The 22,354-nt window shown below is 68.1% G+C and carries 19 protein-coding genes; 9 read left to right on the forward strand and 10 right to left on the reverse strand.

The window, feature by feature from the left end; genetic code table 11:
• Positions 1 to 5: 5 nt before the first annotated feature.
• Entirely contained in the window at positions 6 to 731 is a 726-nt protein-coding gene (locus A5652_RS25550; protein WP_067358612.1) for a DUF72 domain-containing protein, read from the forward strand.
• 3 nt (positions 732 to 734) lie between these two features.
• Here A5652_RS25550 and A5652_RS25555 read toward each other — a convergent pair whose 3' ends face one another.
• The 3 genes from A5652_RS25555 to A5652_RS25565 form a co-directional block, all read right to left on the reverse strand.
• A complete protein-coding gene (locus A5652_RS25555) occupies positions 735 to 2,861 on the reverse strand; it encodes an NAD-dependent epimerase/dehydratase family protein (RefSeq protein WP_067358614.1) in 2,127 nt (708 codons plus the stop codon).
• 113 nt (positions 2,862 to 2,974) lie between these two features.
• Positions 2,975 to 4,459 (reverse strand): acetyl-CoA acetyltransferase, encoded by a 1,485-nt coding sequence (locus A5652_RS25560; protein WP_067358616.1) that lies wholly within the window; start codon positions 4,457 to 4,459, stop codon positions 2,975 to 2,977.
• A gap of 53 nt (positions 4,460 to 4,512) precedes the next feature.
• On the reverse strand, positions 4,513 to 6,921 hold the full coding sequence (locus tag A5652_RS25565; protein WP_067358619.1) for a CoA transferase: 2,409 nt from the start codon (positions 6,919 to 6,921) through the stop codon (positions 4,513 to 4,515).
• Positions 6,922 to 7,133: 212 nt separating this feature from the next.
• Between A5652_RS25565 and A5652_RS25570 the strand changes: the two genes are divergently transcribed.
• The 4 genes from A5652_RS25570 to A5652_RS25585 all read left to right on the forward strand — a co-directional run bounded on the left by A5652_RS25570 (position 7,134) and on the right by A5652_RS25585 (position 12,345).
• Positions 7,134 to 8,051 (forward strand): undecaprenyl-diphosphate phosphatase, encoded by a 918-nt coding sequence (locus A5652_RS25570; protein WP_067358621.1) that lies wholly within the window; start codon positions 7,134 to 7,136, stop codon positions 8,049 to 8,051.
• Between the two features lie 128 nt (positions 8,052 to 8,179).
• Positions 8,180 to 9,040, forward strand: a complete 861-nt coding sequence (locus tag A5652_RS25575; protein WP_067358623.1) for an SDR family oxidoreductase — start codon at positions 8,180 to 8,182, stop codon at positions 9,038 to 9,040.
• Between the two features lie 44 nt (positions 9,041 to 9,084).
• Positions 9,085 to 11,478 (forward strand): phosphoketolase, encoded by a 2,394-nt coding sequence (locus tag A5652_RS25580; protein WP_067358625.1) that lies wholly within the window; start codon positions 9,085 to 9,087, stop codon positions 11,476 to 11,478.
• A 105-nt stretch (positions 11,479 to 11,583) separates the two neighbouring features.
• Positions 11,584 to 12,345, forward strand: a complete 762-nt coding sequence (locus A5652_RS25585; protein ID WP_067358627.1) for a CPBP family intramembrane glutamic endopeptidase — start codon at positions 11,584 to 11,586, stop codon at positions 12,343 to 12,345.
• 7 nt (positions 12,346 to 12,352) lie between these two features.
• Here A5652_RS25585 and A5652_RS25590 read toward each other — a convergent pair whose 3' ends face one another.
• The 6 genes from A5652_RS25590 to modA form a co-directional block, all read right to left on the reverse strand.
• A complete protein-coding gene (locus tag A5652_RS25590; RefSeq protein ID WP_067358630.1) occupies positions 12,353 to 13,381 on the reverse strand; it encodes a zinc-binding alcohol dehydrogenase family protein in 1,029 nt (342 codons plus the stop codon).
• 47 nt (positions 13,382 to 13,428) lie between these two features.
• Positions 13,429 to 13,728 carry a GlsB/YeaQ/YmgE family stress response membrane protein gene (locus tag A5652_RS25595; RefSeq protein ID WP_067358632.1) on the reverse strand — a complete coding sequence of 100 codons (300 nt, stop codon included), beginning with the start codon at positions 13,726 to 13,728 and terminating at the stop codon, positions 13,429 to 13,431.
• 137 nt (positions 13,729 to 13,865) lie between these two features.
• Positions 13,866 to 14,999: an alanine and proline-rich secreted protein Apa gene (locus A5652_RS25600; RefSeq protein ID WP_067358634.1), complete on the reverse strand. Its 1,134-nt coding sequence runs from the start codon at positions 14,997 to 14,999 to the stop codon at positions 13,866 to 13,868.
• Between the two features lie 121 nt (positions 15,000 to 15,120).
• Positions 15,121 to 16,221 (reverse strand): sulfate/molybdate ABC transporter ATP-binding protein, encoded by a 1,101-nt coding sequence (locus A5652_RS25605; protein WP_067358636.1) that lies wholly within the window; start codon positions 16,219 to 16,221, stop codon positions 15,121 to 15,123.
• A gap of 2 nt (positions 16,222 to 16,223) precedes the next feature.
• Entirely contained in the window at positions 16,224 to 17,018 is a 795-nt protein-coding gene (locus A5652_RS25610) for an ABC transporter permease (protein ID WP_067358639.1), read from the reverse strand.
• Positions 17,019 to 17,026: 8 nt separating this feature from the next.
• A complete protein-coding gene (gene modA / locus A5652_RS25615; protein WP_067358641.1) occupies positions 17,027 to 17,803 on the reverse strand; it encodes a molybdate ABC transporter substrate-binding protein in 777 nt (258 codons plus the stop codon).
• A 183-nt stretch (positions 17,804 to 17,986) separates the two neighbouring features.
• Here modA and A5652_RS25620 point away from each other — a divergent pair, with 183 nt between their 5' ends.
• The 4 genes from A5652_RS25620 to A5652_RS25635 all read left to right on the forward strand — a co-directional run bounded on the left by A5652_RS25620 (position 17,987) and on the right by A5652_RS25635 (position 21,702).
• Entirely contained in the window at positions 17,987 to 18,658 is a 672-nt protein-coding gene (locus A5652_RS25620; RefSeq protein ID WP_067358645.1) for an SDR family oxidoreductase, read from the forward strand.
• Between the two features lie 52 nt (positions 18,659 to 18,710).
• Positions 18,711 to 19,628 (forward strand): LLM class F420-dependent oxidoreductase, encoded by a 918-nt coding sequence (locus A5652_RS25625; RefSeq protein WP_067358646.1) that lies wholly within the window; start codon positions 18,711 to 18,713, stop codon positions 19,626 to 19,628.
• 115 nt (positions 19,629 to 19,743) lie between these two features.
• Positions 19,744 to 20,124: a DUF4189 domain-containing protein gene (locus A5652_RS25630; protein WP_067358649.1), complete on the forward strand. Its 381-nt coding sequence runs from the start codon at positions 19,744 to 19,746 to the stop codon at positions 20,122 to 20,124.
• Between the two features lie 192 nt (positions 20,125 to 20,316).
• The gene (locus A5652_RS25635) at positions 20,317 to 21,702 is read left to right on the forward strand and encodes an NAD(P)/FAD-dependent oxidoreductase (protein WP_067358651.1); all 1,386 of its coding nucleotides are present in this window, start codon (positions 20,317 to 20,319) and stop codon (positions 21,700 to 21,702) included.
• 65 nt (positions 21,703 to 21,767) lie between these two features.
• On the opposite strand, the gene A5652_RS25640 is transcribed toward A5652_RS25635, so the two are convergent.
• A complete protein-coding gene (locus A5652_RS25640; RefSeq protein WP_369805875.1) occupies positions 21,768 to 22,199 on the reverse strand; it encodes a PaaI family thioesterase in 432 nt (143 codons plus the stop codon).
• Positions 22,200 to 22,354 lie beyond the last annotated feature (155 nt).

Raw genomic sequence — 22,354 nt, forward strand, 5'->3', positions numbered from 1 at the left:
GAACCGTGACCATACGCATCGGTACTTCGGGGTGGTCGTACAACCACTGGGTGGATGTGCTGTACCCCACCGGAACGCCCTCGGGGCGCCGGCTCGCTCGCTACATCGAAGTGTTCGACACCGTCGAGCTGAATGCGAGTTTCTACCGGTGGCCGCAGGATTCGACCTTCACGGGCTGGCGCCAGCAGCTGCCGGAGGGCTTCACGATGTCGGTCAAGGCCCACCGCGGATTGACACACTACCGCCGGCTCGCCTCACCCGAGCCGTGGATCGAACGATTCGAACGTTGCTGGCGTCTGCTGGGTGATCGGCACGGGGTCCTGCTCGTGCAACTGCACCCCGAGCAGCGGCGCGACGACGCACGCCTCGATTCGTTCTTGGCCCTCATACCCGAGTCGATCCGTGTTGCCGTCGAATTGCGTCATCCGTCGTGGAACGACCCCGCCGTGTTCGAGTTATTGAAACACCGCCGCGCCGCCTATGTGGTGATGAGCGGTCTCGGACTCGAGTGCATTCCCCGGGCGACCACCGACCTGGTGTACATCCGGATGCACGGCCCGGACCCGGATGCCAACTACGCCGGCTCGTATTCCGACCACGACTTACGGCACTGGGCGGAGCGCATCGCCGAGTGGGACGGCGCCGGCACAGACGTGTGGATGTATTTCAACAACGACCTGGGTGGCCACGCGGTCCGCAATGCGCTGGCCTTGCGCGGGCTTTTGAGTTGAGCGTCAGCTGACGGTTTGTCCGGTGCCGGATGGCTCAGCGCTGTGCGGCACCGGAGCCCATTTCCCGTCGATGACGTCGGGTGGGCATTGCACCTGCAACCGGTCCCGTTCGGTTCGGCGGCGTTTGATCCGCAGCCGCGCATCGCCGGGCAGCGTGACCAGTTCGTTGCAGGTCAGGTAGTACATGTCCTCGACGTCATCGATCAGATCCGCCTGGACTCGTAGAAAACCCAAGGCGCGCAACGTCATCCGGAGATCATGCGTGAATCGCATGGTGGCGTCGTGCGCCAGCTCCCGCGAGCCGCGGGCGCTGACGGCCAACCGTTCGTCCTGGGTCAGCACCGGGGCGGGCTGGGCGGCGGCGGCGGCCGCGGCGATCAGCAACATCGTCGGGTCGTCGGCGAATGTCGCGCTGGCCAGCTCGGCCTCCCCCGGGCCGCGGTGCCCGATCCGCGCCACGGCGGCATCCACGGCGGCCGCGGTGGTCGGCGACAACGCGCGAATGCTCGCGAGGTTGCCCTCCTCCGCGAGCGCACACAACGGCGGGTCGGCGCGGAGCGCGGCCGCCAACTCGGCGATCTCCGTGGCGACCAAGTCGCTGTCGGTGATCATGCCCACCCCGGGCACACCGCGACGGGTCTGGCTGCGCACCGGCGCCGCGGCGCTGATGCCGGTATCGATCAACCACAGCGCGTTGAGGATCCAACCCTGATGAATGCGGTCGCGCAGCAGCCGCAAGCGGACTTCCAGCGCCGCCTCGGGCAGCAACGCCAGCTGGGCGGCATCGAGGTGTTCCGCGGTCGCGGCGGCACTGTAGGCCCGGGTATCGGCCCGCAGATGGCGCAGCGCAGCCACCGACCGTCCCGCGGCAACCGCCTTGGCGACCGAGCCGAGCGCTCCGCCTGCCAGGGCCGGCTCACCGAACGGCAGCGGATCCCCGACGTGGGGCCGGCCGACCAGGGCGTCGCGGACGACGGCCTCCTGGTCCCAACCGGGCAACTGGGAGGCGGCGACCATGTTGACCGACACCCCGACGTAGGGGCGATGGCCGAACACCGCGATGGCCCTGCTGCCCCATTCCTCGTCGACCGCGCCGCCCAGCGCGAGCACCTGACCCAGCACCCGGCTCGCGGCGCGCAGCCCACTCAGCTGGACATCCAGCGTGATCGGCGTGAGCGGTCCGGGCAGCGCCTCGTTGAGGGCGGAGCCGCTGAAGACCGGAAACCGCGGATCGATCTGGTCGTCGAATTCGCCCTCGACGCCTTCGGGTGCCGCACTGTGTGCGTCGTCGGCAGGCCGCCGGGAGTGTGCCAGCACCTCGACCGGGAGGGCTAGCCTGCCGCCGTGGTTGATCGCGCCCGCGGTGTCGAGCCGGCGGCCGACGAGCCCGCGCGCGGTGTCGGCGACCGCGTCCACGGCCTGCCAGCCGAACTCGAATAGCCAATCTTCTTGTGCCGCAGAGACATTCACTTCCGGAATCAGCTGTGACCAGCTGCGCACCCGATGCAGGCGGGACCGCGGGTCGGTCGCCCGCAGCATCCGCCATGCGGTGATCAGATTGACGGTGTCCGGGCTGGCGAGGTCCACCACTCCGGTGCGGTCGGTATTGAGCGCCTGAACCAAAAAGCGCATCAAGTCGTCGAGATGCAGCACATGCATGGGTTGGGCCGTAACCTTGGCGCGCACCAGGGTGGCCACGGTACGGCACACCATCCAGTCGAGTTGGCGACCGACCGGCGGTGCGATCCGGACGACCACGGTCGGGCCCCAGCTCGAGGCCACCAGGTCCTCGGCCGGTCGATACAGCTCTGGGCGCCCGGCGGCCTGCGACACGAACAGCAGCCGGGAACCGGCGCGCGCGGCCGCGTCCGTCACCCGCGCAAGGCCGTCCATGTCCGCGCTGCCCGGGGCGGAGGGGTCGATGGGCGCCAGGTGGATCACCGCATCGGCTTCCTCCGTCAGCTCCCGCAGTACCCGGTCACGCAGCGACGTGCAAACAAACTCGACGTTGCGGTCCAGGCATGGATGCGGTAGCTCAGCAATGCCGGTGACAGTGTGCCCGGCAGCGATCAGCTGCCCAGCGACCAGCCGCCCGAGTGCGCCGGTGGCGTCGGTAACCAGGATGTGCACCTGGGCTCACCTCCCCCAACCCTCAGCATTCAACAATAGGCAAATAGACACCGGCTACGCGACCGTTAGTCCGGTAACGGTTCGGCGACTTGGCGTGATGCGGTCGGCCGGGGTTATTGCAGCGTCGCGCTGCCGTCCGCGGTGACGGCAACCTTGGCGCCACCGATATCTTCGCGCACCGATGCCTGCGCCGAGGCGCGATCGGTGACCACGGCCAGCCCGCGCGACCCGTCGGGGGTGCGCACGGCCAAAAACGCCTTCTCGGGCTGGCCGTCGCGGTCGAACGGTGTCGTCCAGGCTTCGACGGTGCCGACGCCTTCCCACTCGACCACCGCGTCGGTCGTGGGCTCCCGATCGACGGCCGGTTGCGTGTCTTCCCAACGGAATTCGGCAGGGGGCTCGGTGCTGTAGACCCCGAAGCTGTGTTTGGTCAGGTAGCCGCCGTTGGCGGTGATCAGGCCGCGCCGGCCCGGGTTGGCCACCAGCAACTCCGCCATGGTGGCAATCGAATGCATCACGTAGTTGCTCCACGGTCCGCCCGCGAACGTCAGGCCACCGGTGACCGTCAGCGGGCGGGCGGGATCGTCGGCGCTCAAGCCGAGCTCCGACGCCGCCACCTGTACCGCGGAGGGAAAGCAGGAGTACAGGTCGACGTAGTCGATGTCGTCGACGCCCAGGCCCGCCAATTCCAGCGCCCGCGCACCGGCGATGCGGATCGCCGGCGAGCGGTGCAGCTCGTGGCGCTCGGCGATGGATGGGGTGTCGTGGGCGTCGGTGCCCGCGTGCGGGAACACCCACCGCTCGGGGGGGATATGCAGCCGCGTCGCCTCCCCGACCGAGGTCAGAACCAGCGCCGCGCCCTGGTCGACCATGTTGTTGGAGTTCATCAGCTTGGTGTAAGGCCAACTGATCATCCGGTTCTGCGGGCCCGCCTGGCTGATGTCGTCGGCGCCCGACGGTTTGCGGATCCAGGCGTTCGGGTTGTCCACCGCCACGGCGTTGAATCGTGCCCACAGCGCTCCGATGCGCTCGAGGTGGTCGTCGATCGACTCGCCGTTCGCGATCCGAATCGCCTCCTCGAACATCGGGTAGACGTAGGCGGGCCGATCGAGTGAGATCCTGATCTCGGCGTCACCGGCCATCGGGACGTCGTCGCCGCTGACCTCGGCCATCGGGACCGATTGGTCCTGCTCGGTCCACACCAGCTTGGCGCCCTTGGCCCGCAGACCGCGCCTGGTGCGCCACGTTTCGGCGCCGGCCAGCAGCACCACCTTGGCGTGGCCCCGCTGGATGTCCAGGCAGGCCTGATTGACCAGCGACTGCGGCACGTTGCCGCCGACGGGGCTGTACAGCGTGGTGAAGTCGGAAGCACCGATTCGCTGGCCGAGCAACAGGCCCGGGTCGCGGTACTGGGCCGACAGGATGTTCACGATGCGGATGGAATCCACGGCCTCGATCACCGCGGCAGCGGCCGCTTGCCGGGCCGCCGCCACCATCAGGTCCATCGGCTCGACCGAGCGGGTTTCCGGGTCGATCTCGTCGCGATGGTTGACCTGGCCGTAGCCGATCAGCACCGGGGTCCTGGGGTCGACGCTCATGGGAACGAATTTAGCGTGGCTATGGATCTGCTCGTCCTGGCGGGCCGCCGGCGCTAGGCGGTGTCGGTCGGGATGGACAGGACGCCGTCGTCGATCAGCCGCTGGATGTCCGCGAGGTTCATTCCCAGCAGGCTTAGGCAGATCTCGACCGTGTCCTGGCCGGGCAACGGCGCCGGGGCCTGCCGGGCCGCCGGGATGTGCCGAAACGGCGCGGGGCCCGTCTCGGCCGGCAACGGACTTTCGATCAGCGGATGCACCATGGGGCTGTAGACGTTTCGTGCAATCAGCTGCGGGTCCTCGAGTACGTCCGGCGGACGGTTCATCGGCCCGGCCGGGACGCCGGCCGACTGCAGCAGTTCGGCCGCCCGCAGCGGCGTCCGCGTGCGGGTCCAGCCGGAGACCAGCTCCACCAGCTCGCCGCGATGGGCCAGCCGCCCTTCGCCGGTCGCGAAGCGCGGATCGTCGGCCCACCCTTCGTGGTCGAAAACCGAAGCAGCGCTATGCCATTCATCGTCGGACCGGATCGAGATGACGCACCATTCGTCGTCGCCGGCGCAAGGGCAGACCGCATGCAGGCTGGTGTCCTCGCGGATCTGAGCGACGCCCGCGGCCAGCGCGGCCTCGGTGACATACAGCGTGTCGAGCTGATTGACCACGACTTCGGCCTGTGAGACGTGTACGTGGGCTCCCCGGCCGGCCCGGTCGCGGTGGATCAGCGCGGCCAGCGCCCCGATCGCCGTCACCCGCCCCACCACGTGGTCCGGAAAGACCGTCGCCGCGTCGTAGAACCCGTGCCTACCCGTGCCGGCTTCGCCCTCCATACCGTCGGACGTCCAGAGCCGGGTGACCCCGGTGGTGGCGCGGACCAGCGGGCCGTAGCCCAACCGCGTGCTCCACGGCCCCGTGTCGCCGAACGCGCTGCTTTCGGCCAGCACGATCCGCGGGTTGATGGCGCGCAACTCATCGAACGAAAAGCCCAGTGCCGTAAGGGTTCCCGGCTTGAAGTTGGCGAACACCGCGTCGGCCTCGGCCACCAGGCGCCCAAAGATCTTCTTGCCCTCGGCGCTGCGCAGGTCCAGTCCCAATCCCCGGTTATTGCGGTGCGTCCAGGCAAACGACTCGCTCATGGCGTCGCCGATCCGGGCCTGCCGCAATCCATCCGGGTAATCCACGCTTTCGACCTTGATGACATCGGCGCCCAGATCGCCGAACAAGCGGCTCAGCTCGCCGCCGGCGACGATGATGCCCAGATCGAGAATCCGCAGCCCGGCAAAGGGATAGTCGCCGAGCCGGCCCGACGACGACGGCACCACCGAAGGAGTGTCGCGCCAATAGGGTTCGTCGGATCCCGCGGCCGCCACCGGCGTCCGAAAACCCGCACGCCGGCCGTCAACCACGAAATATCCGGTCGGCACGCTGGTGCGCACGCCGGCGACGAGTTCGGCGTCGGTGATGGCTCCCACCGCCTGGAAGTGTTCGGACCCCAGGATCCGCGCGGGCGTCAGCACCGCGGCGATCGGCACCCCATTCGCCTGGCCGGCGGCAACCAGGTCCTTCATGCTTTGTCCGGCGAACAGCTCCTCGATCAGCCGGCTGATCTGTGGCCAGGCCGCGAACCGCGCGCCGATCGCGTCGTATTTCGGATCCTGAAACTCTGCCGGCTCCCCCAGCCACCGCCGTAGGCCACGCCACTGCCTCGGTGCCATCACGCACAGCCGGACGTAACCGTCCTGGCATGGATAGATCGGGTAGGCGTCCTGATTCTTCGGCCTGCCCCGCCACCGCCCGCTGTGGCGGACGCCGGCAGCTGCCTGCCCGTGCGCGCCGAATGCGGGATCGAGAGCCATGACGACTGCGTCGAACCAGGAGAAATCGATGTAATCACCTGTGCCGCAACGTAATCGGTTGTAGTACGCCGCGAGCGCCGCCCACGCCGCCTGGACGGCGGCGGTCGCCGACGCAATACCGTCCGGAGGCAACACCGGCGTGCCGGTGGTGGGGCCGGACCGCGACAGCGCACCGCACATCGCGTACAACACGGGATCGGTGGCACGCCATGACGACCGCGAACCCGTCGCGCCGAAGTCGGTGATCGACAGGACCACCAGGTGCGGGTAGCGGGCCGCCAGCTCCTCGCCCGAGGTGCCGAACATGGCCCCGCGCTCGTCGGCGCCGGTGTCCACGACGATGTCGGCCTCGGCGGCCAGGTCCAGGAAGCGGGCGCAGTCCTCGTCATCGAACGGATCGAGCACCGTACTGCGCTTGTTGGCGTTGTGCACGGCGAACGGAATGCTGACTCCACGCAGCGTGGGCAGCGCATCCCGTCCCAGGCAACCGCCCGGCGGCTCCACCTTCAGGACGTCGGCGCCCAGGTCGGCGAACAGCCGGGTGACCGCGTCCGCGACGCCGCTCGACAAGTCGAGAACGCGCACGGCATCGAGCAACCCGTCGGCCATCTGCACACCGTACCTGCCTGGTCAGGGCGCTGCGCGACGACCGCCCCCCTCGTCGAGCGGCCACGGTGACGGCCAAAGTGCCGGGTGGGCAAGCCGATTCGGCGTATGCGCGATCGGCCCCGAAGCAAGCTCAGTCGAAGGTCCGCGCCGCCGCGGCGTCGGCTATCGTCACAGGCCGATCCGCCCGGCCCTACCCGTCGTCTCATGGAGGCTTATCTATGACCGCGCACCTGAGCTACGTCGAGGCCGTCGTGGTCGGCGCGTTCCAAGGCGTCACCGAGCTCTTCCCGGTCTCCAGCCTGGGACACGCGGTACTGGTGCCGGCGCTGGTCGGCGGGCGATGGGCTCAGGACCTCAGCGTGTCCGCTCCCAAGTCGCCCTACCTCGCGTTCATCGTGGGCCTGCATGTGGCCACCGCCGCCGCGCTGCTGGTGTTCTTCTGGCGTGACTGGGTGCGCATCCTGACGGGGTTCTTCACGTCGCTGCGGCATCGGCGGATCCAGACGCCCGACGAACGGCTGGCGTGGCTGATCGTGGCGGGCACCATCCCGGTGGGTCTGGCCGGGCTGGCGCTCGAACAGTTGTTTCGCACCACACTGGGCAAGCCCGTCCCCGCGGCGGCCTTCCTGTTACTCAACGGCATCGCGCTCTACGTCGGCGAGGTGCTTCGCAGGCGCATCGCGCCCCCTCCGGATGAGGCCGCGACGGCCGGCGTGGAACTCGAACACGGCGACGAGGCCTCCGACCATCGGCTCGCGCAACTTTCCCTGCCCCGGGGCGTGGTGATCGGCGCGGCGCAAATCCTGGCGCTGCTGCCCGGCATCAGCCGCTCGGGGATCACCATCGTGGCCGGCCTGTGGCGGGGCTTGTCACACGAGGACGCCGCCCGGTTCTCCTTCTTGCTCGCGACGCCGATCATCCTGGCGGCCGGCGTGTACAAGATTCCGGAACTCTTCGGGCCGCTCGGCGCCGGAATCGGTGGCCAGGTGCTGGCCGGCAGTGTCGCCTCGTTCGTCTGCGCCTACCTCGCCGTTCGCTTCCTGACGCGGTATTTCCAGACCCGCACCTTGACGCCGTTCGCGATCTACTGCGCCCTGGCCGGCGGGGCCAGCCTGGTCTGGTTTGCCCTGAGCTGAGTCGCTACTGCCGGCGGGCGCCGATCCGCGGTCGCGGTAACGGGGATTGTTGCGCGGGGCGACTTCGGATGCTGTGCTTAGCCAGTTGTCTCAGTTGACACCCGTCAAGAAATCTGGAGGGGACCGGCATGGCGGACACGGCTTCGATTGGCGTGAAGGGCAGCGGCCGGCTGAAAGGCAAGGTCGTCGTGATCACCGGTGGCGCCCGGGGAATCGGGCTGGCCACCGCGACCGCGCTGCACAAACTGGGTGCCAAAGTCGCCATCGGCGATGTCGACGAGATGCGGGTGAAGGAGTCGGGCGCCGACCTGGGCCTCGACGTCTACGGGAAGCTCGACGTCACCGACCCGCATTCGTTCTCCGATTTCCTGGACGAGGTCGAACGCCAGCTGGGCCCGATCGACGTGCTGATCAACAACGCCGGCATCATGCCCGTCGGCAGGATCGTCGATGAGCCCGACGCGGTCACCCGGCGCATTCTGGACATCAACGTCTACGGCGTGATCCTGGGCAGCAAGCTGGCGGCCCAGCGCATGGTCCCGCGCGGCAAGGGGCACGTCATCAACGTCGCCTCGCTGGCCGGTGAGCTCTACATCGTCGGCCTGGCCACCTACTGCGCCAGCAAGCACGCGGTGGTCGCGTTCACCGACTCGGCCCGGCTCGAGTACCGGTCGGCCGGGGTCCGGTTCTCCGCGGTGTTGCCGACGTTCGTCAACACCGAGCTGGTCGCCGGGACTCCGGGCATGAAGGGGTTCCGCAACGCCGAGCCCGCCGAGATCGCCGACGCGATCGTCAACCTGGTGGCCCACCCGAAGCCCCGGGTGCGGGTCACCAAAGCGGCGGGCGCAATGGTGGTGTCCCAGAAGTTCTGGCCGCGCCGAATCGCAGAGGCGCTCAACCGGATGCTCGGCGGTGACCACGTCTTCACCGACGACGTCGACGTCGCCAAACGCCAGGCGTACGAGGCCCGCGCCCGGGGCGAGGATTAACCGCGCACGAGCATTGTTCGCCGGAGGCGCGGACAATCGGCCGGGTGAGCCTAGAAACCCGCACCCCCGCGCCCTCGCAATCTCCGCTCTCCGACGACGAACTCGCTCTGCTCGACAAGTACTGGCGCGCCGCCAATTATTTGTCGGTCGGCCAGATCTACCTGCTGGACAACCCGCTGCTCACCGAGCCGTTGGCGACCGAGCACGTCAAACCGCGATTGCTGGGGCACTGGGGCACCACGCCCGGGCTCAACCTCGTCTATGCGCACCTCAACCGGGTCATCCGCAATCGTGACGCCGACGTCATCTATGTGACCGGGCCCGGTCATGGCGGGCCCGGGCTGGTCGCCAACGCCTACCTGGAAGGCACCTACAGCGAGGTGTACACCGGCATCGAGGAGGACACCGAAGGGCTGCGCAAGCTGTTCCGCCAATTCTCCTTCCCCGGCGGCATCCCCAGCCACGTGGCGGCCCAGACGCCCGGTTCCATCCACGAGGGCGGTGAGCTCGGCTACGCGTTGGTGCATGCCTACGGCGCCGCCCTCGACAACCCCTACCTGGTGGTCGCGTGCGTCGTCGGTGACGGCGAGGCCGAAACCGGGCCGCTGGCCGCCAGCTGGCATTCCAACAAGTTCCTCAACCCGGTGACCGACGGCGCGGTGTTGCCCATCCTGGCGCTCAACGGCTACAAGATCGCCAACCCCACGGTGCTGGCCCGCATCCCGCACGACGAGCTGGAATCGCTGCTGCGCGGCTACGGCTACCGGCCGATCACGGTCGCCGCGCACGAAGACCAGGACCCGGCCGACGTGCACCAGCAACTGGCCGCCGCCCTCGACGACGCCTTCGACGACATCGCCGCGATCCAGGCAGCGGCCCGCGGTGGCGGTCAGGCCGAGCGACCGGTGTGGCCGATGATCGTGCTGCGCACGCCCAAAGGCTGGACCGGGCCCAAGGTGGTGGACGGCAAGAAGGTCGAGGGCACCTGGCGTTCGCATCAGGTGCCGCTGTCCGAGACGCACGACAATCCCGAGCACCGCGCCCAGCTCGAGGAGTGGCTGCGCAGCTACTCCCCCGATCAGCTTTTCGACGAAAACGGCAGGCTGCGTGACGAATTGCGGGCGCTGGCGCCCACCGGCGATCGCCGCATGAGCGCCAACCCGCACGCCAACGGCGGGCTGTTGCTGCACGATCTGGACCTACCGGACTTTCGCGACTACGCAGTCGCCGTCGAGCGGCCGGCGGCCACCACGCACGAGGCCACCCGGGTGCTCGGCGCGTTCCTGCGCGACGTGATCGCCCGCAACCGGGACCGCTTCCGCCTGATGGGACCCGACGAGACGGCCTCCAATCGGCTCGACGCGGTCTTCGGATCGACCGACAAGGTGTGGCTTTCCGGGGTCGAACCCGACGACGAGCACTTGGCACCCTATGGCCGCGTGATGGAGGTGCTCTCCGAGCACCTGTGCCAGGGCTGGCTGGAGGGCTACCTGCTGACCGGGCGGCACGGGTTGTTCAACTGCTACGAAGCGTTCGTGCACATCGTCGACTCGATGATGAACCAGCACGCGAAATGGCTTGCCACCAGCCGGGAATTGCCGTGGCGCAGGCCGATCGCGTCGCTCAACTACCTGCTCAGCTCGCACGTCTGGCGCCAGGACCACAACGGCGCGTCCCACCAGGACCCGGGCTTCATCGACCTGGTCGCCAACAAGCGACCGGAGCTGACCCGCGTCTACCTGCCGCCGGACGGCAACACGCTGCTCTCGGTGGCCGATCACTGCCTGCGCAGCCGTGACTACATCAACGTCATCGTCGCGGGTAAGCAGCCCGCGCTGGCCTATCTCGACATGGACGAGGCGATCGCGCACTGCACGCGCGGTCTGGGCATCTGGCCGTGGGCGAGCACGGCCACCGACGAACCGGACGTGGTGCTGGCTTGCGCCGGCGACATCCCCACCCTAGAGACGCTGGCCGCCGCCGACATCCTGCGCTCCGAGTTGCCCGAGCTGGGCGTCCGGGTGATCAACATTGTCGACTTGATGCGTCTGCAGCCGGATTCCGAGCACCCGCACGGCCTGCCGGACCGCGAGTTCGACGCGCTGTTCACCCGCGACAAGCCGGTCATCTTCGCCTACCACGGCTATCCCTGGCTGATCCACCGGCTCACCTACAGCCGCACCAACCATGCCCACCTGCACGTGCGCGGCTTCAAGGAACGCGGCACCACGACTACGCCCTTTGACATGGTGATGCTCAACGATCTGGACCGCTTCCACCTGGTCATGGACGTCATCGATCGGGTGGACGGGCTGGCCAGTCGCGCGGCCGTGCTGCGTCAGCGCATGGTCGACGCTCGCCTCGCGGCCAGGATGTACACCCGCGAGCACGGCGAGGACGACCCGCGGATCGCGGGCTGGACCTGGACGGCCGAGTGATCGGACGCCGACATTGTCGTGCAGGCTGTGCTCGGGGTTCCGGCCCTAACCGTGATGGCAATCTCGTCGAACTGCCGGGCCGTCCGGCGCCGGTAAACTGGCCGGATGCTTGACGCCACCGGGACCGCCGATATTCATCCCGCGGTGTCCCAGCTCTCGGCGCTGCACCGCTTCCGGATTCACCTCGACATCGGCGTCGTCGTAGTCGTGCTGGTGCTGACCAACCTGGTCGCGCACTTCACCACCCCGTGGGCGAGCATCGCCACCGTCCCGGCCGCGGCTGTCGGCCTGGTCATCTTGATGCGCTGGCGGGGCTTGGGCTGGGCGGACCTCGGCCTGGGTCGCGAGCATTGGAGGCCTGGCGTCGGTTACGCACTGGCCGCCGTGGCGGTCGTGGCGTCGGTGATCGCGCTGGGCGTGCTGCTGCCGCAGACCCGGCCGATGTTCATGAACAACCGTTACGCCACGATCTCGGGGGCCATGGTCGCCTCCATGGTCGTCATCCCGCTGCAGACCGTCATTCCCGAGGAGCTCGCATTCCGGGGTGTCCTGCACGGCGCGCTCAATCGGGCCTGGGGCTTTCGTGGCGTCGCGCTGGCGGGTTCGCTGTTGTTCGGGCTGTGGCACGTCGCGACGTCGTTCGGGCTGACCAGTAGCAACGTGGGTTTCACCCGGCTGTTCGGTGGCGGCCTGGTGGGCATGGTGATCGGCGTGACCGGCGCGGTACTCGCGACCGGAGCCGCCGGATTCGTCTTCAGCTGGCTGCGCCGGCGCAGCGGCAGCCTGATCGCGCCCATCGCGTTGCACTGGTCGTTGAATGGCCTCGGCGCGCTGGCAGCCGCCTTGGTGTGGCACCTGTCCACCTGACGCCGGATCAGACCAGCAGCACCGCCGCACCGGCGATGCGGCCGGCGCTCAGATCCGCCAGCGCCCGATCCGCCTGTGAGAGCGGATATTCCGGGGTCGTCACCTCGATGTGGTGATTCTTAGCGAAGTCGAGGAAGGCCCGCGCGTCCGCCCGGGTATTGGAAGTGACCGATCGGACCTGGCGTTCCTGGAACAGGTGACGCTGGTAGTTCAGGGCCGGGATCTCGGACAGGTGGATGCCTGCGATCGCCAGGGTGCCGCCGCGGTCCAGCGCTTCCAGCGCGGGCAGCACCAGATCGCCCACCGGGGCGAACAGTATCGCGGCATCCAGCGCCACCGGTGGCGGATCGGCGGCGCCCTGCGCCGACGCCGCCCCGAGCTTCAACGCCAGTTCTTGCGCCTGGGGTCCGCGCGTCATCACGTGCACCTCTGCGCCTTGCGCCAACGCCACCTGGGCGGTGATGTGGGCACTGCCGCCGAAGCCGTACAGGCCCAGGCGCCCACCGGGCGGCAGCTCGGCGCGCAGCAGCGAGCGGTAGCCGATGATGCCCGCACACAACAACGGGGCCAGCTCGGTATCGCTGTAGCCGCTCGGCAGTGGGTGTGCGAAAGCGGCCGGGACAGTGGTGAATTCGGCGTAACCGCCGTCGGCATCCCATCCGGTGTAGCGGGAGCGGGGACATAAGTTCTCGTCACCACGACGACAGTATTTGCAGACCCCGCAGGTGTGGCGCAGCCAGGCGATGCCTACCCGGTCCCCCACCCGGAATTCGTCACCGGCGTCAGAACCAATTTCGACGACCTCACCGACCACTTCATGGCCCGGAGTGACGCCGTCGCGGTGGACCGGCAGGTCACCCTCGGTGACGTGCAGGTCGGTGCGGCAGACCCCGCACGCGCGCACGGCCACCAGCAGTTCGGACGGTCCCGGGCGTGGCACGTCGGTGGTGACGTGCTCCAGCGGGCCGGTGTTCATCGGCCCGGGTCGGCGTACGCGCCAGGCGCGCATTGCCGTGGTGGTCACCGGCGGAGGCATCAATCCATCATGCCGCTAACCACCACGGCCGCAACGGGTTAAGCCGACTACGTCCTGCGCACCATCCCGACAACCCAGAGCAGTAGCAGGGCGCCGAGCAGCGCTGTGAAGAACGTGAAGATGATGCCGCCACCAGCGGTGTTGACGAAGAAGCTCAGGATGAAGCCGCCGATCAGGGCGCCCACGATACCGATGACTATGTCCATCACGATGCCGGCTCCGCTGCCTCGGATGATCCTGCTCGCGAGGGCTCCGGCGAGACCGCCGATGATGATGTAACCGATCCAGCCGACGCTGGTCAAAGTGCTGGAACGGGCGAGAAATTCGGTAGCTGCCATGACGATCATGAAAGTCTCCTTACATTCGCTGGCAAAGCCCAGCTATTTGCTGGACCGTCATTTCGGTATACCGGGTCTGGGTTACGAAACGACTGCCGAAGTGGAGACGGTTGACCAATCGGTTTCGCGCCGGCCGAGCGGCGCGGTCAGGCCGAGAGGGTCTGTTGCTGCGTCGGAGTGGGGGGTGGACTGACCCCGGAGGCTGGCGCGCCACCCGGTACAGGCGCGGGTGCTCCCGGAGCGCCCGGAGCCGCGGGCGCCGGTGCGGGCGCGCCTGGTGCCGCGGGCGCCGGTGCCGGTGCGCCTGGTGCCGCGGGCGCCGGTGCACCCGGTGCCGGGGGTGTTCCCGGTGCGGGCGCTCCGGGGGCCGGGGGTATTCCCGGTGCGGGCGCGCCCGGCGCGGCGGGCCCACCTGGAGCCGCAGACGGTGTCCACGCCTGGATCGACTCGGTGAGGGCCTTGGCCGCGCCCCTGTCCACGGGGTCGTTCGAGGTACCGAGCCACACCACGAACCAGCGTTGGGCGGTCCCGCCGTTAGCCGAACTGATGACGCCCGTCCAGATCTGGCCGTTCGGCTTGGACGCGTCGCTGAACTTGACTTCGTAGTACGAGGCGCTGCCGGTGCTCCCGTTGCTTCCGCTGAGCGGGGTGGCGTCCTGGTTGATCCGGGTGCCGGGATAGGGCATGAAGAACTCACCCATGTCCGACCCCAGCCGCACCGCGGCCTTGGCGTTGTTGGCTTCCGCACTGGCGTAAAGCTTCTGGTCCAGGCGGCCCATTACGATGCGAGTGTCGTTGGCGACCGCCGGTGGCTGGTCGGGCGCCGGCGCTGGGCCGGTGACCTTGCTCAGCAGCGCCGAGCCGTAGTCGAGGTGCGACGCGTCCGACTCCACCCAGCCGGCGGGCAGGACGTAACTGAATCCGCCGACCGCGTTGGTGATCCGCCCGGCGTTCGGGTCGACCGGCGGGGGCGGCGGTGCGTTCGGGTCGACGGGCGGTGGCGGGGCCCCGTTGGGGTTGAGCGGCGGCGGTGGGACCGCGTTGGGATCACCTGGCGCCGGTTGCCCATTCGGCGCCTGGGCGGCCGGCGGCGCTTGACCAGCCGGTGCCCCCGGCGGAGCCGCGGGCGTGTTCGGCGGCACCGGCGTGGGCACCTCGGGATCGGCGTTGGAAGTCGCAGGCAACGCGATGGCGACTGCGCTGGCACCGGTCACCGCGGCGATCGCCAGCGTCGTCCACAGTCCTTTGCGACGAGTCGAGGTCGGGTCCACCTGTTCCATGGCGACGAACCTACCGTGTTACCGCTGTGACGCAAGGGTGATTGCGGACCAATGCTGCGTGGATTTACCGATGTTGCCAATGTGCAATGTCGAAAGCGCGCGACGCGTTGCGCGCAGCGCCTCAGTGGACGCGATGCAGCGCCACCTCGTGGGCTTTGACCGAGAACCACACTCGATCCCCGGGCGCCAAGTGCAACTCCGAAGCGGCGTCGACGGTGATCTCCGCCGCCAGGCCCGGCGCGCCGTCGGGTTGCTGCGCGCCACGCACCCACACCGCCGGCCCGCGGACATCCATCTCCGCCACGGTGACCTCAACGGTGTTGCGGGGGCTGCCGTGGGGGCGATCGCGATAGACGGCCACCGCCGTTGGTGGGAACACCGCGATCGCTCGCTGCCCCGGCGGCAACGGTTCGCCGCTTGCCGCAGCGGCCGCATACCAGCGGTCGCCGGCGCCCGCGCGCAGCGAACCGTCACGGCCAACCGTTCCATTCACCAGGTTGATGCCCGCGATGCGGGCCGCGAAATGACTGCGCGGTGCGCTGAGAACCTCTGGTACCGGGCCGATTTCGGCAATCTTGCCGGACTCCAGCACCAGGACGCGATCGGCCATGGTGAACACGTCCAGCAGGTCGTGGGTGACCAGGATCGCCGCGCACCCGATGCGGGTGATGACGTTGCGCAACACCGCCCGGATCGCGGCCGCCGCGGCGACGTCGAGGCCGGCCAGTGGTTCGTCTAGGAGCAACACGTCGGGTTCGGCCGCCAGCGCCCGGGCGATCGCGACTCGCCGGGCCTGTCCGCCAGAGAGCTGTCGCGGCTTCCGGGCGGCGAAGCGCTCGGCATCCACCTCCCGCAGCCAGCGCAGCGCCGTCGCCCTCTGGGTGGCGCGGGCCGGGCGTAGCTTCGCGCGCCGGCTGTGCGGTCCGAACGCGACGTTGGCGGCAACGCTCATGTGCGGGAACAACAGCGCGTCTTGCAGCAGCAGCCCGACCCGGCGGTCGTGGGTCGCCACGTTGATCCCGGCCGCAGTGTCGGTCAGGTCCCGGTTGCCCAGCCGCACCACCCCGTCGTCGGGACGAAGCAGCCCCGCGATGACATGCAGCAAGGTCGATTTGCCCGCGCCATTGGGTCCGAGCACGGCAAGCACCTCGCCGGCGGCCAGGGAGAATTCCACGTCCACGTGGCGGTCCGCAACGACCGCGCGCAGCTGCAATTCGCTCATGGTTACCCGGTGTCGCTTCCGGTTAGCCGGCGGGTGCCAAGGCCCAACACCACCAGCGCCGCCACCACCACCAGCAGGATCGACAGCGCCACAGCGGCGTTCGCATCGGTCACGCGTTGCAGGTAGATCTCCAGCGGCAGCGTGCGGGTGACCCCCTGCCTGGATCCGGCGAACGTCAGCGTCGCGCCGAACTCGCCCAGCGAGCGGGCGAAGGCCAGCACCGCCCCCGACACCACGCCCGGCAACAGCAGCGGCAGGGTGACGCGCCACCAGACGACGCTTGGACGCGCCCCCAGCGTCGCGGCCACCACCTCGAAATCGGCGCCAGCGGTGCGCGCGGCACCCTCCAAAGACATCACCAGGAACGGCAGCGAGACGAAGGTCTGTGCGAGCACCACGGCGGTGGTGCTGAACGCGATGCTGACACCCGCGGCTTCCAGGTAGCGCCCGAGTAAACCGAGCCGCCCGAACGCGTACAGCAGCGCGATTCCGCCCACCACGGGCGGCAGCACCAGGGGCAGCAGGATCAGCGGCCGAATTAACCGGATCACGCGTGCCGTGCTGCGCGCGAGCACCAGCGCCATCGGCACCCCGAGCGCCACGCAGAGCACCGTGCTAGCGGCGGCGGTCTTCAGGCTCAGAAACAACGCCGTACTCGACGACGAGCTGGTGATTAGCGACCAGAAATGGGGCCAATCGACCTTGACCGCGATGGCCAGCAGCGGCAGCGTCACGAAGAGGGCCCCGACCGCCGCGGGGACATACACCCACCGGGGCAGATCCGTCGGGCGGTGCATGTCCGGCCTCAGGGCTTCGCGAAGCCGGCCTGGACCAGGATCTGCTGCCCGGTCGGTGAGGTCACCAGGTCGACGAATTTCTGTGCTGGCGCGGCCATCGGCGCCTTCTTCAGTACTCCGATGGGATAAACGTTCACCGCGCCGGCGGCCTCCGGGAAGTTCACGGTCGCGACCTTGTTGCCGGCGGACTTGGCGTCGGTGACATAGACCAGCGCGGCATCGGCCTGGCCGCTGGTGACCTTGTTGAGGGCATCCGTGACGCTGAGTTCCTCGCTGACCGGGTGCAGACGAACCCCGGCGCTGTCTTCGACGCGCTGGGTCGCCGCCCCGCACGGCACCGGTTGCTGGCAGATCACCACGTTGAGGCCCGGCTTGGCCAGATCGGCAAAAGAATTAATGGTCTTCGGGTTGCCCGGCGCGGTGACGATCACCAATGTGTTCGACGCGAAGTTCGTCGGGTTGCCGGACAGCAATCCGGCCTTGCTGACCTTGTCCATCTGGGCGGTATCGGCCGAGGCGAAGACGTCGGCGGTCGCGCCCTGCGTCAACTGAGTGGCCAGGTCGGACGAACCGGCGAACTCGAAGTCGACGCCGATGCCCGGATTTTGGTTTTTGAACTGCTGGCTGATCTGGGTGAACGCCGGCTTGAGCGACGCAGCGGCGAACACCATGATCTTGCCGGGTGCGGGCGAGGTCTGCGACGAGGGCGACTTCGGGCTACACCCGATCAAGCCAGCCAGAAGTACCGTCGAAACCGCAGCGGCCAGGATCCCGATCCGACGCATGAATGAACCCTAGCCCGCCGATGATGCGGCCGCTTCGCGGTTGAATCTCCGCAAGAAAGTAGCGGCCAAATAGTTACCCAAACGATCCGCGCGTCGCGACGGGCAGAGTTTCGCCGACTAGCTACTGTCCAGTAACATATCTGGGACCGATGCCATAACGCGTGAACATGAGGAGGCCATGGCATGGAGGTGCTGGTTACCGGTGGAGATACTGACCTGGGGCGCACGGTAGCCGAGGGTTTCCGCGACGACGGCCACAAAGTGACCCTCGTGGGCGCACGGAAGAGCGAACTGGAGATCGCCGCCAAGGAGCTCGAGGTCGACGCGATCGTCTGCGACACCACCGACCCGGCCAGCCTCGAAGAAGCCCGTCCCCTGTTTCCGCATCATTTGGACACCATCGTCAACGTGCCGTCGCCCACCTGGGACGCCGGCGACCCGCGGGCCTATTCGATCGCCGACACGGCCAACGCCTGGCGCAATGCCCTTGACGCGACGGTGCTTTCGGCGGTGTTGACCGTGCAGGCCGTTGGTGACCACCTTCGCTCGGGCGGCTCCATCATCAGTGTGGTGCCCGAGAACCCGCCGGCGGGAAGCGCCGACGCCGCGATCAAGGCGACGCTGTCGAACTGGACCGCCGGGCAGGCAAGCATTTTCGGCACCCGCGGCATCACGGTCAACGTCGTCGCGAGTGGACGCAGCGCCGAGGCCGGTTACGACGGCCTCTCCCGCACGCCGGCGCCGGTGGCCGCCGAGGCCGCCAGGTTGGCGTTGTTCTTGACCACGTCGGCGGCTCGCCACATCACCGGCCAGACCTTGCACGTGAGTCACGGCGCGCTGGCTCGTTTCGCCTGAGGCGTAGCGCGCACCCTTCTCCCGCTCGAGGCCGATCGCTACGGTGGTTCTCGTGGCTATTCGACTCGGTCTGCAGATTCCCAACTTCTCCTACGGCACCGGGGTTGAGCAACTCTTCCCCACTGTCATCGCCCAGGCCCGCGAAGCCGAATCCGCCGGATTCGACTCGGTTTTCGTGATGGACCACTTCTACCAACTGCCGACGTTGGGCTCACCCGACCAGCCGATGCTGGAGGCCTACACCGCCCTGGGGGCGCTGGCCACCGCCACCGAGGGGGTGCAGCTGGGCACCTTGGTGACCGGCAACTCGTACCGAAATCCGAGTCTGCTCGCGAAGATCATCACCACGCTGGACGTGGTGAGTCAGGGCCGCGCGATTCTGGGGATCGGTACCGGATGGTTTCGGCTCGAGCACGATCAGCTCGGCTTCGAATTCGGCACCTTTACCGACAGATTCAATCGGCTCGACGAGGCCCTGAACATCATCCTGCCGATGATCAAGGGCGAGCGGGCCACCTTCTCGGGCAAGTGGTATCAAGCCAGCGAGGCGTTCGCCAACCCCCGCTTCCGGGACCACATTCCGCTGATGATCGGCGGCAGCGGCGAGAAGAAGACAATCCCGCTCGCCGCAAGGCATTTCGACCACCTCAACGTGATCGCGGGTTTCGACGAGCTGCCGCGCAAACTGGAGGCCGTGCGCCGGTCCTGCGAGGAGGTGGGTCGTGACCCCGCGACCCTGGAAACCAGCACGCTGACCACGGTGCTGATCGACGAAAACGCCAGCCTCGACCAGATTCCCGCGGAGATGACACAGCGGATGGTGGTCGGCACGCCGGATTCGGTCGCCGATCAGCTCAAGACCAAGGTGATCGATGCGGGCGTCGACGGCGTGATCATCAATCTGCCCTTCTACACACCCGGCGTCATCGAGGCGGCCGGCGAAGCGCTGCGTCCGCTCGTGGGCCTGTAAACGGTGCCGTTCGTGTGTGGAGTCGCGAATCGGCCGTGGCGCGGTAATACTTCCGTGTAGCAGCGTTCACCTGTGCCGCAACGGCGCAGCGCAGAAGCGAAGGGCCGGGACCGCGATGAAGAAACGAGCCTTGGTGGCGATCGCGGTGGGCGTGGCGTTCGCCCCGACCCCCGTCGCGCTCGCCGACAACAATTGGATCGCCATGGCCATATCGGACTCCACGGGCCGCATCAACATCGCCGACGGAGCGGCCAGCCAGGGCGCGGCCGAGAAGGCGGTAATGGAGACGTGCCGCAAGAGCATCAGCGACTGTCGCCTGCTGGCCAGCGGGGAGGGTGGGTGCCTGGCCCTCGTCTTGAACTCGGCCAAGTCCAGATACTTCGGGGGTTGGGGTCCGACACGCGAAGAGGCGGAGGCTGCGGCGCTGGGGCGCGCACCCGGCGGAACGATTCAGGGAGGCCATGACCACTGCGCGGGCGAAGGCTCCAGTTCGTGACGCCGGCCTCGCATCGCTAGGCTGATATCTACGCCACACTCGCCGGCGTCCACCAGGTATTTCACTTCCGCACACCGTTAGTGTTGCAAACAACACATGCGTATCAGTTAGGTGGCGGGGTACCCGCGTTACTAGCGTGGTGGCTAATCGCAGTCGCGCGTCCAGAAGCCCCCCGTCAGGAGCAGCGGAAACATGAGCCCCCAGCCAGGAACCCCAGCTGGACCGGAGCGCCGTCACCAGGTCGTCATCATCGGCTCGGGATTCGGCGGACTGAACGCGGCAAAGAAACTCAAGCACGCCAACGTGGACATCAAACTGATCGCCCGCACCACACATCACCTGTTCCAGCCGCTGCTGTACCAAGTGGCGACAGGCATTGTGTCCGAAGGCGATATCGCGCCGCCCACCCGCGTCGTCCTGCGCCGCCAGCGCAACGTTCAGGTCCTGCTCGGCGATGTCACGCACATCGATCTAGAGGGCAAGTTCGTGGTGTCCGACTTGCTCGGGCACACCTACGACACGCCCTACGACAGCTTGATCATCGCCGCCGGGGCCGGCCAGTCGTATTTCGGCAATGACCATTTCGCCGAGTTCGCCCCGGGCATGAAGTCGATCGACGACGCACTCGAGGTGCGGGGCCGGATCCTAAGCGCGTTCGAACAGGCCGAGCGGTCTCGCGACCCGGAGCGGCGCGCCAAGCTGCTGACGTTCACCGTGATCGGGGCCGGCCCCACCGGCGTCGAAATGGCCGGGCAGATAGCGGAATTGGCGTCCTACACGCTGAAGGGATCCTTCCGGCACATCGACTCGACGAGGGCGCGGGTGATCCTGCTCGACGCCGCGCCCGCCGTGCTGCCGCCGTTCGGCGACAAGCTGGGTCAGCGCGCGGCGGCCCGGCTGGAGAAGATGGGCGTGGAGATCCAGCTGGGCGCGATGGTGACCGATGTCGACCGCAACGGCATCACCGTCAAGGACTCCGACGGCACCGTCCGGCGTATCGAATCGGCCTGCAAGGTCTGGTCCGCCGGCGTGTCAGCCAGCCCGCTGGGCCGCGACCTTGCCGATCAGTCGTCCGTCGAGCTGGACCGGGCTGGCCGGGTCAAGGTCCTGCCCGATCTGTCGGTGCCCGGCCACCCGAACGTGTTCGTCATCGGCGACCTGGCAGCCGTCGAGGGCGTGCCGGGCGTGGCGCAGGGCGCCATTCAGGGCGCCAAGTACGTCGCGAGCACCATCAAGGCCGAACTCGGCGGCGCCAACCCGGCCGAGCGGGAGCCGTTCCAGTACTTCGACAAGGGCTCGATGGCCACGGTGTCGCGGTTCTCCGCGGTCGCCAAAATCGGTCCGGTCGAGTTCAGCGGCCTGTTCGCCTGGTTCGCGTGGCTGGTGCTGCACCTGGTCTACCTGGTCGGGTTCAAGACCAAGATCAGTACGCTGCTGTCCTGGACGGTGACGTTCCTGAGCACCCGGCGTGGTCAGCTGACCATCACCGAGCAGCAGGCGTTCGCCCGCACCCGGCTCGAACAGTTGGCCGTGCTCGCGGCCGAGACCAAACGGCCGGCGGCCAGGCGGGCCAGCTAGCCGCCGGCGTCATCCAACGAGATTGCCGGACAGCGCATTTAGTTGAAGGCCGGTCGCCGCGCGGCTTATCGGCTGTCGCGGATCTCGAGATTCTGCAGTCGCACCTGACCGCGGGCCACTACCCGGTCGTCGCTGTCGGTGATGGTGACCAACCACAATTGCTGGCTTCGCCCGCGGTGGATGGGCTCGACGGCGCCGTACACCGTGCCGGAGCCGATGGAGCGCAGGAAGTCGGTGTTGTTGTTGACCCCCACCACATTTCCGCCGCCGCGGGTCGCCAACCAGGTGTAGGCGGCCACACTGGCCATGCTCTCGATCATCGAACAGTAAACGCCGCCGTGAACCAAACCCATTGGCTGCAACAGCTTGGGCGTCACCTCGAGCTGTGCGCGGGCGCCGTCGGGGCTGAGTTCGGTGAATTGCAGCCCGATCTCGCGGTCGAAGGGTGCAGCGAAGTCCGGCGGGAGGATCGTTTTCTGCGGCTCTGGCACGTCCATGTGTCTACACCATGACCGCAACGAGCAGGCTCGCGGCGGAAGGCTGGCGCGGAAAACGGCTGAGCCCCGTGCCGTCAAGGCACGGGGCTCGCCGATCGAGTAGACCGGGGGTCGCTGCAGCCCTCAGGACGCTCACACGGTCGGTATCTCTCGAC

This window comes from Mycobacterium sp. 1165178.9, assembly GCF_001673555.1.
Lineage (GTDB): Bacteria > Actinomycetota > Actinomycetes > Mycobacteriales > Mycobacteriaceae > Mycobacterium.

What these genes read in the sequence shown, in the direction of transcription:
- A5652_RS25605 (WP_067358636.1), bottom strand. Translation starts at nt 16,221, where the DNA reads ATGAGCGAATTGCAGCTGCGCGCGGTCGTTGCGGACCGCCACGTGGAC.
- A5652_RS25575 (WP_067358623.1), top strand. Translation starts at nt 8,180, where the DNA reads ATGGCGGACACGGCTTCGATTGGCGTGAAGGGCAGCGGCCGGCTGAAA.
- A5652_RS25610 (WP_067358639.1), bottom strand. Translation starts at nt 17,018, where the DNA reads ATGCACCGCCCGACGGATCTGCCCCGGTGGGTGTATGTCCCCGCGGCG.
- A5652_RS25570 (WP_067358621.1), top strand. Translation starts at nt 7,134, where the DNA reads ATGACCGCGCACCTGAGCTACGTCGAGGCCGTCGTGGTCGGCGCGTTC.
- A5652_RS25640 (WP_369805875.1), bottom strand. Translation starts at nt 22,199, where the DNA reads ATGGACGTGCCAGAGCCGCAGAAAACGATCCTCCCGCCGGACTTCGCT.
- A5652_RS25620 (WP_067358645.1), top strand. Translation starts at nt 17,987, where the DNA reads ATGGAGGTGCTGGTTACCGGTGGAGATACTGACCTGGGGCGCACGGTA.
- modA (WP_067358641.1), bottom strand. Translation starts at nt 17,803, where the DNA reads ATGCGTCGGATCGGGATCCTGGCCGCTGCGGTTTCGACGGTACTTCTG.
- A5652_RS25560 (WP_067358616.1), bottom strand. Translation starts at nt 4,459, where the DNA reads ATGAGCGTCGACCCCAGGACCCCGGTGCTGATCGGCTACGGCCAGGTC.
- A5652_RS25590 (WP_067358630.1), bottom strand. Translation starts at nt 13,381, where the DNA reads ATGCCTCCGCCGGTGACCACCACGGCAATGCGCGCCTGGCGCGTACGC.
- A5652_RS25600 (WP_067358634.1), bottom strand. Translation starts at nt 14,999, where the DNA reads ATGGAACAGGTGGACCCGACCTCGACTCGTCGCAAAGGACTGTGGACG.
- A5652_RS25595 (WP_067358632.1), bottom strand. Translation starts at nt 13,728, where the DNA reads ATGATCGTCATGGCAGCTACCGAATTTCTCGCCCGTTCCAGCACTTTG.
- A5652_RS25635 (WP_067358651.1), top strand. Translation starts at nt 20,317, where the DNA reads ATGAGCCCCCAGCCAGGAACCCCAGCTGGACCGGAGCGCCGTCACCAG.
- A5652_RS25585 (WP_067358627.1), top strand. Translation starts at nt 11,584, where the DNA reads ATGCTTGACGCCACCGGGACCGCCGATATTCATCCCGCGGTGTCCCAG.
- A5652_RS25630 (WP_067358649.1), top strand. Translation starts at nt 19,744, where the DNA reads ATGAAGAAACGAGCCTTGGTGGCGATCGCGGTGGGCGTGGCGTTCGCC.